The organism is Bacillus sp. FSL R5-0603, from assembly GCF_038050295.1.
GTDB lineage: Bacteria > Bacillota > Bacilli > Bacillales > Bacillaceae > Bacillus > Bacillus subtilis.
The window spans coordinates 1404698-1421688 of the sequence record NZ_JBBOYP010000001.1 but is presented as its reverse complement, the minus strand read 5'-3'; the positions used below and the strand labels follow the sequence as shown (position 1 = coordinate 1421688).

General features: G+C 42.9%; 17 protein-coding genes. 4 read left to right on the top strand and 13 right to left on the bottom strand.

The features are described from left to right. Positions 1 to 77: 77 nt before the first annotated feature. The 4 genes from ktrC to abhA all read right to left on the bottom strand — a co-directional run bounded on the left by ktrC (position 78) and on the right by abhA (position 3403). Positions 78 to 743 carry a Ktr system potassium transporter KtrC gene (gene ktrC / locus NYE56_RS07390; protein WP_003222311.1) on the bottom strand — a complete coding sequence of 222 codons (666 nt, stop codon included), beginning with the start codon at positions 741 to 743 and terminating at the stop codon, positions 78 to 80. 62 nt (positions 744 to 805) lie between these two features. Further along, positions 806 to 1633 carry a gamma-glutamylcyclotransferase gene (locus NYE56_RS07385; RefSeq protein ID WP_268555272.1) on the bottom strand — a complete coding sequence of 276 codons (828 nt, stop codon included), beginning with the start codon at positions 1631 to 1633 and terminating at the stop codon, positions 806 to 808. Between the two features lie 15 nt (positions 1634 to 1648). Continuing rightward, the gene (gene kinC, locus NYE56_RS07380; RefSeq protein WP_341283675.1) at positions 1649 to 2935 is read right to left on the bottom strand and encodes a two-component sensor histidine kinase KinC; all 1287 of its coding nucleotides are present in this window, start codon (positions 2933 to 2935) and stop codon (positions 1649 to 1651) included. A 189-nt stretch (positions 2936 to 3124) separates the two neighbouring features. Beyond that, the gene (abhA, locus tag NYE56_RS07375) at positions 3125 to 3403 is read right to left on the bottom strand and encodes a transcriptional regulator AbhA (RefSeq protein ID WP_003244728.1); all 279 of its coding nucleotides are present in this window, start codon (positions 3401 to 3403) and stop codon (positions 3125 to 3127) included. A 283-nt stretch (positions 3404 to 3686) separates the two neighbouring features. Between abhA and mreBH the strand changes: the two genes are divergently transcribed. The 3 genes from mreBH to NYE56_RS07360 all read left to right on the top strand — a co-directional run bounded on the left by mreBH (position 3687) and on the right by NYE56_RS07360 (position 6270). Continuing rightward, positions 3687 to 4694: a cell shape-determining protein MreBH gene (gene mreBH, locus NYE56_RS07370; protein WP_003245743.1), complete on the top strand. Its 1008-nt coding sequence runs from the start codon at positions 3687 to 3689 to the stop codon at positions 4692 to 4694. Between the two features lie 100 nt (positions 4695 to 4794). Next, the gene (locus tag NYE56_RS07365) at positions 4795 to 4929 is read left to right on the top strand and encodes a protein YkpC (protein WP_003238865.1); all 135 of its coding nucleotides are present in this window, start codon (positions 4795 to 4797) and stop codon (positions 4927 to 4929) included. 108 nt (positions 4930 to 5037) lie between these two features. Further along, complete coding sequence (locus NYE56_RS07360) at positions 5038 to 6270, top strand: aminopeptidase (RefSeq protein WP_341283674.1); 1233 nt, start codon at positions 5038 to 5040, stop codon at positions 6268 to 6270. Positions 6271 to 6303: 33 nt separating this feature from the next. Here the strand turns inward: NYE56_RS07360 and NYE56_RS07355 are convergent, their stop codons facing one another. Continuing rightward, positions 6304 to 7215, bottom strand: a complete 912-nt coding sequence (locus tag NYE56_RS07355) for a ketopantoate reductase family protein (RefSeq protein WP_123373519.1) — start codon at positions 7213 to 7215, stop codon at positions 6304 to 6306. A 55-nt stretch (positions 7216 to 7270) separates the two neighbouring features. Continuing rightward, a complete protein-coding gene (locus NYE56_RS07350; RefSeq protein WP_003232344.1) occupies positions 7271 to 8893 on the bottom strand; it encodes an ABC-F family ATP-binding cassette domain-containing protein in 1623 nt (540 codons plus the stop codon). Positions 8894 to 9073: 180 nt separating this feature from the next. Between NYE56_RS07350 and NYE56_RS07345 the strand changes: the two genes are divergently transcribed. Then, positions 9074 to 9343 carry a hypothetical protein gene (locus NYE56_RS07345; RefSeq protein WP_003232345.1) on the top strand — a complete coding sequence of 90 codons (270 nt, stop codon included), beginning with the start codon at positions 9074 to 9076 and terminating at the stop codon, positions 9341 to 9343. Between the two features lie 33 nt (positions 9344 to 9376). Here NYE56_RS07345 and sipT read toward each other — a convergent pair whose 3' ends face one another. The 7 genes from sipT to NYE56_RS07310 all read right to left on the bottom strand — a co-directional run bounded on the left by sipT (position 9377) and on the right by NYE56_RS07310 (position 16987). Beyond that, complete coding sequence (gene sipT / locus NYE56_RS07340) at positions 9377 to 9958, bottom strand: signal peptidase I sipT (protein WP_003232348.1); 582 nt, start codon at positions 9956 to 9958, stop codon at positions 9377 to 9379. A gap of 144 nt (positions 9959 to 10102) precedes the next feature. Continuing rightward, positions 10103 to 12013 carry a PTS fructose transporter subunit IIABC gene (locus NYE56_RS07335; protein WP_341283673.1) on the bottom strand — a complete coding sequence of 637 codons (1911 nt, stop codon included), beginning with the start codon at positions 12011 to 12013 and terminating at the stop codon, positions 10103 to 10105. Between the two features lie 14 nt (positions 12014 to 12027). Continuing rightward, positions 12028 to 12939 carry a 1-phosphofructokinase gene (gene pfkB, locus NYE56_RS07330; RefSeq protein ID WP_032725621.1) on the bottom strand — a complete coding sequence of 304 codons (912 nt, stop codon included), beginning with the start codon at positions 12937 to 12939 and terminating at the stop codon, positions 12028 to 12030. Continuing rightward, complete coding sequence (locus tag NYE56_RS07325; protein ID WP_014476685.1) at positions 12936 to 13691, bottom strand: DeoR/GlpR family DNA-binding transcription regulator; 756 nt, start codon at positions 13689 to 13691, stop codon at positions 12936 to 12938. Before NYE56_RS07325 ends, pfkB begins: the two co-directional genes overlap by 4 nt. A gap of 279 nt (positions 13692 to 13970) precedes the next feature. Then, positions 13971 to 15164 carry a sporulation-delaying-protein transporter subunit SkiZ gene (skiZ, locus tag NYE56_RS07320; RefSeq protein ID WP_268555274.1) on the bottom strand — a complete coding sequence of 398 codons (1194 nt, stop codon included), beginning with the start codon at positions 15162 to 15164 and terminating at the stop codon, positions 13971 to 13973. Then, positions 15161 to 15853, bottom strand: a complete 693-nt coding sequence (yknY, locus tag NYE56_RS07315; protein WP_160243952.1) for an ABC transporter ATP-binding protein YknY — start codon at positions 15851 to 15853, stop codon at positions 15161 to 15163. Before yknY ends, skiZ begins: the two co-directional genes overlap by 4 nt. Beyond that, positions 15854 to 16987, bottom strand: a complete 1134-nt coding sequence (locus tag NYE56_RS07310; protein ID WP_015715815.1) for an efflux RND transporter periplasmic adaptor subunit — start codon at positions 16985 to 16987, stop codon at positions 15854 to 15856. It lies immediately after the preceding gene. Positions 16988 to 16991 lie beyond the last annotated feature (4 nt).

Genomic DNA, 16991 nt, shown 5'->3' with positions numbered 1-16991 from the left:
ATTGGCGCTCAGTTCATTAATGTTGTTATATTCTGATAATACGAAAAACCGCCCTTTGAGGACGGCTTATTTGACTGCTATTTAGTATGAAGAACTCTTTTTTCAAAACGGGAGATGTCTGTAACTGATCCAATAACAATGAGTATATCTTCTTGGTGGATGACTTCGGTTGCAAGCGGTGATACGATGACTTCCTTGCCCCTTTTTATGGCTACGATATTAATACCGTATTTTGCGCGAATATCTAAATCGAGAAGTGTATTTCCAGCCAGGCGGCTGTTAGCTACGATTTCAACAAGACTATGCTCTTCAGACAGCTCCAAATAGTCAAGTACATTGTTGGACACGATATTATGCGCAATTCGTTTTGCCATATCGCGTTCTGGGTGGACGATGTGATCCGCGCCAATTTTAGACAGCACTTTTTCGTGATAATCGTTCTGGGCTTTAACTGTAATTGTATGGACGCCAAGTTCTTTCAGAATGAGTGTCGTTAAAATACTCGCTTGAATATTTTCCCCGATTGCTACAATAACGTGGTCAAAATTTCGCAGGCCTAAATTTTTCAGGACAGATTCGTCTGTCGAATCACCGATAACTGCGTGAGATGCAATCTTGGCATACTCGTTGACTTTATCTTCATCGATATCCATTGCCATAACCTCGACGCCTTCTTCGCTTAATGCTTTGCAAATACTGCCACCAAAACGGCCCAGCCCAATTACCGCAAATTCTTTTTTCATCGTGGTGCTCCTTTATATGACATGATATTGATCAAATTTTATCATATTCTTTTGTTACAGTGTTATCCTTTTGGCAGCGAATTCATATGCCGCTTGAGCTTTCCAGTAAACTCAGGCGACAAATACAGCTCCGCTCCGCGTTCGATTTCAATCTGATAGTGCTGAGGCGGGGCAATTTCCGCTTCTTTTTGGAGGACGAGAAAGGTTAAGCAGTCTTTGTAGTGCCTACCGCCAGCTTCAACGTCTACAAATGCCGGCCGATACGTAAGAGATTCGACGCCCTCCCTTTTATATAGATAGGAGAGAGCAGAATAAGGGATACGGTATAAAACGCCTTCTGTTGTTCCTCCGTCTTCCAACATGTCCGCTCTTGAACCGTCTTCCCTTTTTAGCGTGAAGCGGGTTGTGTATCCTTTTAAAACAGCTCTTCCTACTGGATCTTGAAAATGGTGATCGACTCCCGCTTTTTGAAAGCGGGCATTATCCATGCATGATCCATAGGCAAAATAATAAATGGGATTTTTCGATTTGCTGATCATCTGATGTTCTTTCCAGTCGCCGCTGCTTATTTTCGTAAAACCGGCACACCCGTCTTTGTTCATAAAATAAATAAGCGCATTTTTAATCCCGACATCCGTTTCTACAAACACCGTTTGTTTATGATATCCTTGAAAAAATTGATCGAGCTTATGTATACACAATTCATCTGCTTCATATACTTCGCCGTATATATAGCCTTCACCATTTAAAACAGCTGTGGGCCCCTCTTTTGCAGCAAACAAACTTCCCTTTGTTCTCGCCTGCTCATTGATACATGCCGATTGTGCCAGCAAATGATGGTTTTTTTCACGCTTTCTTAATGTCCCGTATACAAACAGAAGCGAGTTCATTTTATTTTTCTCCTCTCAGCTGTCTGATTTTAAAGGCAAAACCACTTGAAAGACGCTGCCTTTTCCAGCTTCACTTTCGATTTTCAATTCCCCGTCATGTTCCTTCAGGATTCTCAAACAAATGGGGAGTCCCAGTCCAGTGCCCTTTTCTTTTGTTGAATAAAAAGGTTTGCCAATCTGCTTCAGCTTTTCCTGCGGCATGCCGTTTCCTTCATCCTTTACGCTTATCACTGCATGAGAGGCGGTTTTAGCAGTTGAAATGGTTACGACACCGCCCTTTGGCATTGCCTCAATTCCGTTTTTAATGATGTTGATAAAGACCTGCTTCAGCTGATTTTCGTCTCCATTAATCATACAGCCATCTGTCTCTTTGAAATTTTTCTCTATGACGATATTGGACAGAATTGCATTGGTATCAAGCAATGTCGTGACTTGTTTCAAGATCTCATTAAGCTGGTGTGTTTTAAATGTGATTGCCTGCGGTTTTGCAAGCAGCAGCAGCTCGCTGAGCACTAAATCGATTCTTTTAATCTCTGAAAAGATGATGTCAAAATAGTCTTTTCTGTCCGGATATTGTGTTTTCATAATCTGGAGGAAACCGCTGACAGATGTTAAAGGGTTTCTGACCTCATGAGCAATACCTGCGGCAAGTTCACTTGTGATTGATAGTTTCTGGGATTCCCTCGCCAGCCGTTCATTAATCTCAATGAGCTCATCTTCAGCCTCTTTCCGCTCAGTGATATCTGACATTGTACCCAGGCTGCCTGTAAATTGGTCATCCCGGTCATAGTAAAGTTTATAATGAACTTCTCCCCAAAAAATCGTGCCGTTTTTTGTCACGTATTTTGCCGTAAACATGCCAGAAGACGCTTTGTTTTGGATTTGGGTGTTAATGTGGTCGGCTACGTGCTTTTCTTTTATGAAGTAATCGTTATACATTGTTCCCATACATTCACTGATTGAAAAGCCGGTTATTGATGCCCACGCTTGGTTTAAATATGTAATTTCGCCTTTTGCATTCGTTTGAAATACGATTTCCTGCAAATTATCCATGATACGGTTTTTTTCTTCAGAAAGCTGTTTATACTTCCATTCGTTATCCTTCATTTTCTTAACCAGCTGCTGTTTCTCATCAATATAATAAGCCAACATCCAGACACTTACCAGCGTGACTGCAGTATACACAATATCAACAGGCCAATTAATCGGGTTTTTGCCTATTAAATAAAATAAATAATCCCAAAACATTATAAAAATCATTGCCAAAATGATGGAAATGATACGAGCTTGATATTTTCTCATATGACCACCTGCCGCTTGTGTTTCTCTACTTATTGTACCATTCTTCGACAAATAATTGAGTAAAATATGTAAAGTATCCCAAATCATTCATTACCAAATATCTTGATGTCTTATCTTAGGCGGCGGTAATCAAAAATTGGTACGCAAAAAAGGCGGAGATGATATCGCTCCGCCTTTTTTAGCATAATTTTATTCTTTTAAAGCGGCTTGAATTTCTTCGAGAAGCAGCTGTGCACCCTCAGGGCTTAGCGTAATTTTACCGTTGCCGTATTCTTTATTTTCTGAAGTGATTTCTCCAGTCATTAAACAAACGCCATGAGGTTTGTACTTTTTCAAGATAATTTTATCTCCGTCAACAAAAAACTCAATGCTGTCTTTTATGGCAATATCCAATGCCCGTCTCAACTCAATCGGCATGACAATGCGGCCTAATTCATCTACTTTTCTCACAACACCTATTGATTTCATAAAAACCCTTCTTCCTTTAAATGTTTCTTTTCTCATGTAATGTTTTAAGGATGTACCTCAATATATCGTAGACGAATGAAACTTTGAAAAAGTTTCCCGCTTTCTATAAGAATTACAAGATATTTTTTCCATAAAACCGAAAAATGTATTACTTCTGTTACACAGTTCCTTGATTTTTTACAAAAACATTTCTTTACCGACGCACACCCCCAAAAATCGCAGTATTTCTGAGAAACTTTAAATGTAGAATCATATTAAATTAGGATAGAGATTGGGTGAAAACATGTTTCAATCAACTGAAATCGGGATTGACTTAGGAACAGCTAATATACTTGTTTACAGCAAAAATAAAGGGATTATCCTAAATGAACCATCTGTTGTCGCAGTGGATACGACGACAAAAGCAGTGCTTGCAATCGGAGCTGACGCGAAAAACATGATCGGTAAAACACCGGGAAAAATTGTCGCTGTCAGACCGATGAAAGATGGCGTGATCGCAGACTATGATATGACAACTGATCTGCTAAAGCACATTATGAAAAAAGCCGCAAAAAGCATCGGCATGTCGTTCAGAAAACCGAACGTAGTCGTTTGCACACCTTCAGGCTCAACAGCAGTAGAACGCCGCGCCATCAGTGATGCGGTGAAAAATTGCGGCGCGAAAAACGTTCATTTAATCGAAGAGCCAGTTGCAGCCGCCATCGGAGCGGATTTACCGGTTGATGAGCCGGTTGCCAATGTGGTAGTAGATATCGGCGGAGGGACGACAGAGGTCGCTATTATTTCCTTCGGTGGCGTTGTTTCCTGCCATTCTATCAGGATCGGCGGAGACCAGCTTGATGAGGATATCGTTTCTTTCGTCCGTAAAAAATACAATTTGCTGATCGGCGAACGCACAGCTGAGCAGGTAAAAATGGAAATTGGCCATGCTCTGATTGAACATATACCAGAGGCAATGGAAATTCGGGGACGCGACCTCGTGACAGGTCTTCCAAAAACCATTATGCTTCAATCCAACGAAATTCAAGATGCAATGCGTGAATCCCTCCTGCATATTCTTGAAGCCATCAGAGCGACACTTGAGGACTGTCCGCCTGAATTGAGCGGAGATATTGTTGATCGCGGTGTTATTTTAACAGGCGGCGGCGCGCTCCTTAATGGAATTAAAGAATGGCTCACAGAAGAGATTGTCGTGCCTGTACACGTGGCGCAAAACCCGCTTGAATCTGTAGCAATCGGCACAGGCCGTTCTTTAGAAGTGATTGATAAGCTGCAAAAGGCAATTAAATAGTCTTTACCCGCAAAATTCTCACACGCGGCAAATTTCTTGCTTCTTTTTTCCTCACTTCCTTCATATTGTGGGAAATGGAGAAACGTTAAGGAGGAAACAGATGCTAAGAGATTTAGGAAGAAGAGTAGCGATCGCAGCCATTTTAAGCGGAATTATTCTTGGAGGCATGAGCATTTCTTTGGCAAATATGCCTCATTCGCCTGCAGGCGGCACTGTAAAACTGAATCATCCATAATATTGAAAAACCCAAGACGTGTCGTTTTGGGTTTTTCACTTTGGGCTCCTTCTTTCCTTTATAGGATCATATTTGATATGATGAGAAAAAAGCTTGGAGGAATGATTCATGGATCTATTTTCACAGAAATTAAATACATATGCACAGCTGGCGGTAGAAGTCGGCGTTAATGTCCAAAAAGGCCAGTATGTAGTCGTAAATGCTTCAACAGACGTCCGGGATTTTGTCCGTTTAATTGTAAAACACGCATATGAAAAGGGCGCAAAAAACGTCACCGTGAATTGGCAGGATGACGAAGTCGCCAAATTAAAATACGAACTTGCGCCGTTTGAAGCATTTGAAGAATATCCTGAATGGGAAGCAAAAGGCAGAGAAGAGCTTGCCAAAAATGGAGCTGCTTTCATTTCTGTTGTGTCGTCAAACCCAGACTTGCTAAAAGGTATAGATTCCAAACGGATTGCGGCATTCCAAAAAGCAGCAGGCAAAGCATTACATACATACAAACAATATATTCAATCAGACAAAGTCAGCTGGACTGTCGTAGGTGCGGCATCAGCAGGCTGGGCTCACAAGGTGTTTCCTGGCAAATCAGAGGAGGAAGCGATCCACCTTCTGTGGGAAGAAATTTTTAAAGCGACGCGGGTAAATGAAGACAACCCGGTTCAGGCGTGGATCAATCATGACCAAAATCTTCATGAAAAAGTTGACCATTTGAACGAGAGACATTACGCTGCCTTACATTATCAAGCTGAAGGAACTGATTTAACAATTAAGCTGCCTAGGAAGCATGTTTGGGCAGGTGCGGGAAGCGTAAATGAAAGCGGCCATGAATTTATGGCCAATATGCCGACAGAAGAAGTGTTCACGCTGCCGCAAAAAGACGGGGTTGACGGAGTGGTATCAAGCACAAAACCATTAAGCTACGGCGGAAATATTATTGAAAATTTCACCCTGACGTTTGAAAATGGCCGTATAGTCGACATTAAAGCTGAAAAAGGTGAGGATATTTTAAAAGAACTGGTGGAAACAGATGAAGGTTCTCACTATTTAGGTGAAGTGGCACTTGTTCCTTATGATTCGCCTATATCACAATCAAACATTCTTTTCTATAACACGCTGTTTGATGAAAACGCGTCAAATCATTTGGCAATTGGAAGTGCCTATGCCTTTAATATTGAAGGCGGAAAGCAGATGTCTCGTGAAGAGCTTGTCAAAGAAGGCCTAAATGAAAGCATTACACACGTGGACTTTATGATCGGTTCTAAGGATATGAATATTGACGGAATTACGGCAGACGGAAAAAGAGAGCCTATCTTCAGAAACGGAAATTGGGCTTTTTAAGTAAATAAAAGGAGGCTTTTCCGCCTCCTTTTTTTATTTTTCTGCTTCATACATTTGCAGATTCGCATAAACGGTTTCTAATACTGGTGCTGCGAGAGATAAACGTTTTGCTTTTTCAAGCAAAAATCCATGCAGGTGGTCTCCTTCAGTCGTTTGGCCGTTTTCCATATCCCGAAGCATGGATGACTTCATATGGTAAGACATGCTGGTCATCGTACGAAAGCTCTCTTCCTCAAGATCCGGATCAGCCGGAACACCTTCTTTTCGTAAAACAGCGCAAATTTCCCCAATAAGAGTTTGGGCCGTGTGACGTCCGGCTTCTGTGGCGAGGATTGGGCCAAGCGGTCGTTGAAATAACGTTGTGATCCCCGCTTGCGCTGCAATAAAGAGATACTTTTTCCAAATGTCCTTCTCGATATGCCCGCTAATGATGACTTCAGCCTTCACACCTGAAAATGCCTCTTCAAGCGCTCTTATTCGCTCCGTACGCTCGCCATTCCATTCTCCAAATACAAAACGATGCGATGCGCTCGTATGATGAATTTCTCCTTTGTTGTCTAAAGCACTTTCTATAAAACACAGGCCGCCCAGCACCTGTTCTTTTGAAAATGCCGCAAATAGCTGCTCATAGTGGCGGTACCCATTTAAGAAAGGGATCATGACAGATTCCTGATGGATAAATGGTTTGACATCCTCTATCACTTGACCAAGCGAGTATGCTTTAGAAGCAATGATAACGACATCAAATTGCCCTGTTTCTCCGGCACTGATTAGTTCGGGCTGAAATGATACATTCCCTTTTTCACTATGGATGACAAGCCCGGTTTCTTTAAGCTGCTTAGCTCGTTTTTGACGCACAAGAAATGTCACATCATTTCCTTTCTCCGAAAGCCGTGCGCCAATATACCCGCCTACTCCACCTGCTCCGACAACTAAAAATTTCATGTTGTGATCTCCTTTCATATTTAGGTACAAAAAAAGCAGAGAAATCTCTGCTTTTTTATTCCGCGTATAGTTCAGTCAGTTTTTTCTGCACATCAGCATTTTCAAGGAACTCGTCATAGCTCATTTGCTTATCGACGATGCCGTTAGGTGTAATTTCTATAATTCTGTTAGCAATGGTCTGCACAAACTGATGGTCATGGGAAGTAAACAGCATAGCGCCTTTAAAGCTGATTAAGCCGTTATTGAGCGCTGTAATAGACTCTAGGTCTAAATGGTTGGTCGGCTCATCCAAAATTAAAATATTGGCGCCAGAAAGCATCGCTTTCGACAGCATACAGCGGACCTTTTCTCCCCCGGAGAGTACGTTTGCTTTTTTGTGGACTTCCTCTCCAGAGAACAGCATGCGTCCTAAAAAACCGCGTAAAAAGCTCTCACTTTGGTCGTGCGGAGAATATTGGCGAAGCCAGTCTACAAGGTTCAGATCACTGCCTTCGAAATATTCGCTGTTGTCTTTTGGAAAATACGCTTGAGATGTGGTAACACCCCATTTAAACGTTCCGCTGTCAGCTTCCATTTCCCCGGAAATGATTTTAAACAGCGTAGTAACAGCAAGTTCGTTTCGGCCAGTGAAAGCAATTTTATCTTCTCGATTCATAATAAAGCTGACATTGTCAAGCACCTTTACGCCATCGATTGTTTTTGTTAAGCCCTCCACGCGAAGAACATCATTTCCGATTTCCCGTTCCGGCGTGAAGTTAACATAAGGATAGCGGCGGGAAGACGGTTTAATATCATCCAGCGTGATTTTTTCGAGAAGTTTCTTTCTTGATGTAGCCTGCTTAGATTTAGACGCATTGGCGCTGAATCTAGCGACAAACTCTTGAAGCTGTTTAATCTGCTCTTCTTTTTTCTTGTTCGCTTCTTGAGAAAGCTTTAACGCCAGCTGGCTTGACTCGTACCAGAAATCATAGTTTCCGACATAGATTTGAATTTTGTTAAAATCAAGGTCGGCAATGTGCGTACATACTTTATTTAAGAAGTGACGGTCATGGGATACGACAATAACTGTGTTTTCAAAGTTAATCAGAAACTCTTCAAGCCACTGGATTGCCTGAAGGTCCAAGTGGTTCGTCGGCTCATCGAGCAGCAGAACATCCGGCTTGCCAAATAATGCCTGTGCCAAGAGTACTTTTACCTTCTCCGAACCGCCGAGGTCTGCCATCTTTTTTGTGTGCAGATCTTCTGAGATACCAAGACCTTTTAACAGGATCGCAGCTTCACTTTCCGCTTCCCATCCGTTCAGCTCCGCAAATTCACCTTCGAGCTCAGCAGCACGAATGCCATCCTCATCTGAGAAATCAGGCTTCATGTAAATGGCGTCTTTCTCCTGCATGACTTCATACAGGCGTTTGTGGCCCATAATCACCACTTTCAGCACTTCATACTCTTCGTACTCAAAATGGTTCTGTTTCAAGACAGCAAGACGCTCGCCGGGACTCATATGAACGTCGCCTGTTTGAGGCTCGATTTCGCCTGATAGCACTTTCAGGAACGTTGATTTACCGGCACCATTTGCACCAATTAACCCATAGCAGTTGCCTGGGGTAAATTTAATATTAACATCTTCAAATAACTTGCGATCCGCAAACCGCAAGCTTACATTATTTACAGCAATCATTTATTATCCTCCATCATGTCTATCATCAATAAAAGTATACCATGAATGCAGGGTAAGAGAAATGATTCCCTGATAAAACAGCGAGAAAACACTTATACACCCAAACCAGCCAGCTGTGTTACAATTAAAGAGAGAGAATGCATCCGCCTGGAAAATTACACACTCTCATGGAGGAACACGTTGAGGCTTTTAACACTTACTGAATATTGCTTACTGATCTTTTTTACGGGCTTTTACCTTGCCGTAACAGGCTTTACCGCCAAGGACATCGGCTTATATATAGGCATAGCCCTTATTTACATATTTTCGCACATTTTTTCTAAACGGCTTTTAGAAAAGCGCGGAAAAGAGAACAAACAGGTTCACCTTTTCTTCAGTGTGCTAGCTATTATCGGTTCAGTGTTCATCACGGTTTTATGCATTGCATTGGTCGCTTCTTTTTCAAAATAAAAACGCCTGCTGTCCTAGGCCAGCAAGGCGTTTTTATTTTGTTTGACGCATTTCGTTAAACGGGAAAAAGACAAACTTCGATGTGCCGACAATTCGATCTTCCGCGATCAGTCCCAGCCCGTTTCGGCTGTCCATAGAATTCAGCCGGTTATCTCCCATGACAAAGTATTTGCCTTTCGGAACCTTAACCGGTCCAAAGTCTCCTGTCAGACTGACACCAAGTTTTTCTGCTTCCTTCTTGTTTTTAGACAAGTAAGGCTCGGCTACTTTTTTACCGTTTATATAAAGCGTGTCATCCTTCATTTGAACGGTTTCTCCAGGCTTTCCGATCAATCTTTTTACATAATGGATTTTAGAAGTTTCACCGTTGATAATAACGATATCTCCGCGCTTCAGCTCTCCGATATAGTTGACTGTTTTATTCACAAACAGCCTTTCTCCGTCATGTAATGTGGGATACATAGATGAACCTTCAACTAAATACGGTTCAAACAAAAAGTGACGGATCAGGAGAGCCAGCAGAACAGCGATGACAATCGCTTTACCCCATTCCAGGTACGTATTGGTTTTTTTCTTCGCCGTTTTCTCAGTATTCGTATTTTTTTCCTCGGTCAAAGTGTTTCCTCCTAGACAATTGCTATGTCAGTTGTTTCTCTTCTTTTACTTTATCATAAAAAAGAATAAAATACATAACTTAACCGCGCTCCCTGCCGGCCGGATAAGAAAAAGCGTCCTTTCGAACCAAGGACGCTTTTTTTCTTATTTTTCTGTAACAGGTTTTTTGACGATACCGAGGATAATTGCCATCACGACAGCACCGATCACGATACTTAAAAGGTAAAGCATCGGATGGTTTGTAATGAAAGCTACGAATACTCCTCCATGAGGCGCCGGAAGCGTTACTCGGAAGAATTCAGTTAATCCGCCGGCAACAGCTGCACCGACTACAGCAGCTGGTATGACGCGAAGCGGATCAGCCGCAGCAAATGGGATCGCTCCCTCTGTTACGAAAGCAGCTCCCATGAAATAGCATGTAATACCGGCTTCACGGTCACGCTGAGTGAATTTGTTTCGGAAAATGGTTGTTGCAAGTGCGATACCAAGCGGAGGAACCATACCGCCGGCCATGATTGCTGCATGAGGTGCATAGTTGCCTGCATCGATCATGGCGATACCGAACGTAAAGGCTGCTTTATTAAGCGGGCCACCCATATCGATCGCCATCATACCGCCCAAGATAATACCCATTAACACAAGGTTTCCAGTACCAAGGCTTTCAAGCCAGTTTGTTAAGAAATTCATAAATGCCGCTACAGGTGTATTGACGACAAATTGCATTAATACGCCAGTGATAAAAATACCGAACAGCGGGTAAATCAAAACAGGTTTTAATCCATCAAGTGACTGAGGGATAAACGTAAATACTTTTTTCAGTAAAATCACAACATAACCGGCAAGGAATCCGGCAATTAAGCCGCCTAAGAATCCAGCATTCGCTTGAGTAGCCATAAATCCTCCGACCATACCAGGCGCAAAACCAGGACGATCTGCAATACTCATCGCAATGAAACCGGCCAGAACTGCAACAATCAGTTTTAATGCATTGTCGCCGCCGATAAAGTTTAATGCTGCTGCAAACGTGTTGTAGCTAGGATCATTCGGATCAGCAGAGTGAATTCCCCAGAAGAATGAAATCGCAACGAGAATACCGCCGCCGACTACGAACGGAAGCATGTTGCTGACACCGCTCATCAGGTGCTTATAAAACGCGTTTCCGATACCGCTTCCAGACTTGCCTCTCGCTACTTCATCATCGTTTGAAGCTGCTGAACCGCCGCCGCTGCCTTGATAAATCGGCGCATCTTGATTCATCGCTTTTTCGATAAGCTCTTGCGGACGTCTGATACCCGCCGTTACAGGAACTTGAAGTACGCGCTTGCCTTTAAAACGTTCCATTTCAACCTGCTTGTCCGCTGCGACAATGATTGCAGGTGCATCTTCGATTTCTTGGGCAGTGAGCTTGTGCTTAATGCCGCTTGACCCATTTGTTTCGACCTTAATTTCCACACCAAGCTCTTTCGCTTTTTCTTTAAGGGCATCCGCAGCCATGAATGTATGGGCAATACCTGTCGGACATGCAGTAACCGCTAAAATTTTTCCTTTTCCGGCAGGTGCTGGTGCCGCTTCTTCTTCTTCCTCTTCCTCTTCGTCATCATCTTTATCGTGCTGATTAATAATGTCGATGATGGCATCTTCAGACTCAGCTTCAAGGAGCTGCTTACGGATTTCTTCACGCATTAACAGCGTTGAAAGTCTTGACAATGCTTCAAGGTGAGTGTTGTTTGCGCCTTCAGTCGCCGCGATCATGAACACTAAGTGAGCCGGCTGGCCGTCTAATGATTCATAATCGACGCCGTCTTTTGAACGTCCGAACGCGATCGCCGGGTTGATAACGCTTGCCGTTTTCGCATGGGGGATAGCGATTCCTTCACCGATACCCGTGGAGCTTTGGCTTTCGCGATTTAAAATGGCTTCTTTATAGGCTTGTCGGTCATTTAACTTTCCAGCCTTATCAAGAACAGTGACCATTTCGTCAATAACATTTTCTTTTTCTTTGCTCTCAATATTAAGCTTTATCGTATGCTTCGTTAAAAGCTCAGTTATTTTCACTTGTGTTTCCTCCTCTATAGACGTGTGACCTTAACTTCAGGAAGAAGCTGCTGGACAAATTCTTCTGTTCCAAGTTCTTCAGAGAACGCGGTAGCACTGCCTGAAGTAACTCCTAAGCGGAATGCTTCTTCAAGCGGCAGCTGTTTGGAAATTCCGGCAAGGAAACCTGCAACAACGGAATCCCCTGCTCCGACTGAGTTTACCAATTTCCCCTTTGGCACGTTAGCAAAATAAACAGCTTCGTTCGTAAACAGAAGCGCTCCGTCTCCGGCCATTGATACGATTACATGTTCAGCGCCTTGTTCTACAAGCTTTTTCCCATAAGGAACGGCTTCCTCAACAGATGTAATGGTCGTGCCGAACATTTCTCCAAGCTCATGATGATTTGGCTTCATCAAAAATGGTTTCATTTCTGTTGCTTTCAAAAGAGCCTCGCCTGAGATATCCAGAACAACTCGTGCATTCTGCTGTTTGCAGGCCTCTGCGATTTTTTCATAAGTATCGTGAGGGAGTGAAGATGGAATGCTTCCTGCAAGAACGACGATATCTCCCTCTTGCAAAGATTGGAACTGTTCTAAAAAGGCTTTGAAATCTTCATCCGAAATTGTCGGTCCCTGCCCGTTAATTTCAGTTTCATCACCAGTTTTCAGCTTTACATTGATACGGGTATCCCCTTTTACTTCAGAAAAAGCTGTTTCCAGGTTTTCTTCCCGTAAAAATGTTTTGATATATTCTCCGGTAAATCCGCCGACGAATCCGAGCGCTTTAGACGCCACATGGTGTCTTTTCAGCAGTCTCGATACGTTGATGCCTTTGCCCCCTGGATACTTGGTATCATACGAAGAACGGTTCAGGCCTCCTACAGTAAAATCTTCAACGTGAACAATATAATCGACAGATGGATTAAGTGTTACAGTGTAAATCATGGTTTCACTACCTTTACGACAGTTTTTTCTTGGTAATTATCGAATGTAAGCTCTTCAGCGTCAGTCGTAATGATTGTTGCGTCGCCTATTCCGGCGAATGCCGAAAATGAAATTTCTCCGAACTTCGAAGGGTCTGCTAAGACGTAAGCGTGTTTTGCCTGTTTGATCGCTTTCTGTTTTAAAAGGGCCTCATCAGGGTCCGGCGTTGTGAATCCAGCCTCTGTATGGACACCGTTTGTCCCCAGAAAACTCTTGTCAAATCTGTACTGGTCCATGGCAATCAGTGAAGCGCCTCCAATAATCGCGCCCGTTCTGTGCTTTACGTATCCTCCAAGCAGATAAAAAGAAATTTCTTTCCTTATTAATGCATCGATATGCATTACCCCGTTTGTGACAACGACAATATCTTTGGTTTTATCCATAAAATCAATCATGTGCAATGTCGTCGTGCCTGCATCAAGGTAAATGCAATCCCCTTCTTCTAAAAGAGAAGCTGCTTTTTCAGCAATCTTCAGTTTATCGTGAAGGTTTTTGGATGATTTTTCAAGCATATCGGGTTCAAGTCTGATATCGGAAAGCTTGGCCGCTCCACCATGAACGCGCTTTAAAAAACCGCGTTCTTCAAGTGTCGATAAATCTCTTCTGATTGTTGATTCAGAAGCATTAGTCAGATTTATAAGCTCTTGAATCTTTACCACATCATGCTTTTCTATTTGATCAATAATCAATTGATGCCGTTCAGGAGTTAGCATGCTTCACCTCCTAATGAAAACGTATTCATTTTGAATACAATTTCATTGTAAACGCTATTTTCGGTTTAGGCAACTAAAATCATTCAAATTCATTCAATAACTATCAAAATCTTTCACGTTTCTCCATATTAACGTATGTCTATAGGGTTTGTAAACTGTAAATTCGACAAAAATAAGGACAATTGTACGACATTTTCTTCTTATTTTAATGAAAAAAGTCTTTTATATTCATAGTAGAAATCACTAAACATAAAAAAACCTCATGCATGTTGCATGAGGCTACTCATAACGCAGTGCTTCAATGGGATCAAGCTTTGCAGCTTTATTTGCAGGAAGCATGCCGAAAATAACACCAATGAGCATACTGAACAGCACGCCCCCGCATACAACCTGCCAGGATATGAGTGACGGCCAGCCCGCAATGGCTGAAACAAGCGCGGCCCCTCCGTATCCAATACCAATCCCGATCAGTCCGCCAATCAGCGTCAATACGACTGATTCAATTAAAAACTGAGTCAGAATCTGTCCTCTCGTCGCACCGAGGGATTTTCTGATTCCAATTTCCCGTGTCCGTTCTGTGACTGATACGAGCATGATATTCATGACACCGATTCCGCCGACCAAAAGGGAAATACCTGCAATTGAGCCGATAATCGTCGTCATAATTGCCGTTACTTTGCCAATTCCGGCCGCAATCTCTTCCATGTTCATCACTTGATACGAATCCTCTGTGCCATGATTGTCATTTACCAGCTGTGCCGCTTCTTTTCCAGCCGATTTTATGTCGTCTGCTGATTCGACCTGCAATGATACGTTACTGAAATCACTTGTGCCAAAAGAGGATTTCATCATATTAAATGGCACATACATTTCACTTAAATCGAAAGAAAGCAAGCCTGTTTCTTTTTTCAGCACGCCGATAATTTCAACGGGCTGTCCGTTTATCCAGACAACTTCACCTAAAGGGGAGGTTTTATCGAACAGTTCTTCAGCCATCTTTTGAGAGATGATTCCGGCTCTATTCCCCGCGAGAAAGTCATTGTCGGTAAATGTTCTGCCGCTTTCGATTTCTAAAGAATTGACATTCATGTATCCATCATTTATTCCGTTAACCGTAGCATCGGTTTCTTCTTCGTGATAACGCGCTTTCATACTTTCAGAAGTCGAAGCAACGACTTGTTTAATGCCTTCTATTCCTTTTAAACCTTTAATATCGTTTTCTGTAAACGTAGATTCAGCTGCGGCGTTCGGGTTCTTTGCCAGCTCCTCGTCGCTAGGCATATAGTACAGCTCCACAGTATTTCCCGGGCCGCTGATCGACTGCTTCAGCATTTGCTCGCCGCCCTGTCCTACCGCAACGACAACAATGACAGAGCCTACACCAATGATAATGCCGAGCATCGTTAAGATCGAACGCATTTTATGGGCAAGGACAGAGCTTAGAGCCATTCTGATGTTTTCTAACAGGCTCATTCTCCCACACTCCTTTGTCCGGAGCTGGCAGGAACAATGTTTCCGTCACGCACCATGACGATCCGATTCGTGCAATCTGCTACTTCAGACTCGTGAGTAACCAGAACGATTGTCGTTCCCTCGGCATTTAATGCTGTAAACTGATCCATAATCGCCTCGCTTGTTTTCGTATCCAGCGCGCCGGTCGGTTCATCAGCTAAAATCAATTTCGGCTCATTCACGATCGCCCTCGCAATCGCCACCCGCTGCTTCTGCCCGCCCGACAGCTCGTTGGGCATGTGGAGCATTCGATCGGCTAACCCGACCTTTTCCAAGGCTCTCTCAGCCCGCTCTTGACGTTCCTTTTTGCCTATCCCGGAATAAATCATCGGCAGCTCGACATTTTTTTTTGCGTTCAGCCGCGGAAGAAGCTGAAATTGCTGAAATACAAAACCGATGGACCGGTTACGGACTGCCGCCAGTTCTTTATCTTTATATGAAGAAATGTCTTCGCCGTCCAATTGATATGTACCGGAAGTCGGCCGATCAAGACAGCCGATAATATTCATGATCGTCGATTTTCCTGATCCTGACGGCCCCATAATCGAGACATATTCACCTTGATGAATGTCCAAATCAATAGAATGGAGAACATCAAACGTTTCCTTTCCGATCTGGTAGCTTTTTCGCACATTAGAAAGCTGAATCATTTAGGATTTCACTTCCATTCCGTCAGTCACCTGATCAGATGGATTCAAAATGACTTGATCATCTTGGGAAAGCCCCTCTTTAATTTCTGTCAGGTCATCTGTCACTTCGCCGATTTTGACATCAACTCGCTTTGCTTTTCCGTCTTTTACTGTATACACATAATATTGGTCATCTTCTTTTTTGACTGCCTTTGAAGGAAGCGTATTTGCTTTCCGTTTATCTGTTTCAATATTCATGATAAATTTAAAGCCTGGCTTTCCTTCTGGAAGATTTCCTTTTATTTTCACTTGAAGCGGGTATTGGACCGCCTGTTCTGTTCCTTGTGCCGCAGCGCTCTCCTGCTGATCCGGAACAAGCCCGACTGCGGAAACCGTGCCTTTCCATGTTTTACCCTGTATTACATCTGAAGTGAGTGTGACCTTCTGGCCTTTTTTGACTTTCAATGTATCGTATTCAGACAATTTCCCCGAGACGACAAGGTCTTTTGGGTTGCCGATATGTATGACAGGCTCTTGAATATCTGACTTTTTGGATGCCGCTTCTTGGTTGACAGAAATAACGGTGCCTTCAATTTCGCTTTTCACTTCAAGATCTGATACCCGGTTGGCAAGTGACTGTCGCTGAAGCTCGGTTTGTTTTAATTCGATCTCCGCTGTTTTTTTCTGCATTTGAAGCTCTGTCCGTTCAGATTCGATTTGTTTTTCTGCTTCTTTCTTTCCTACCTGTTTTTCCAGTTCTCTTTCTTTGCTGTCCAAGGCTTTTAACTTTTCTTGAATTTGGTCAATTTGAAGCCGATTGGATTCAGACGTTAACTGGTTCTGTTCTTTTTCCAGGCTCAGCTGCTCATTTGTATAGGTGACTAAAGGCGTGCCCTTTTTAACTTTATCGCCTTCCTTAACTTTAATGTCTTCTAATGTCCCTTTATCCGCTTCATAAAAGACATACTGTTCATTTGAAAATTTTAGCGTGCCAGGAACCATAACCGTTGATGAGATTTCATTTTCTTCAACGCTCCCCGTCTGTATCTCCTTGCCGGCGCTGCCGCTTGTTGGAGCGGCAGACCGGTATATATTGATTCCAACAAAAAGAGCGACTATAACTGCGATTCCAATTCCGATCCAGACTTTTTTCATGAGC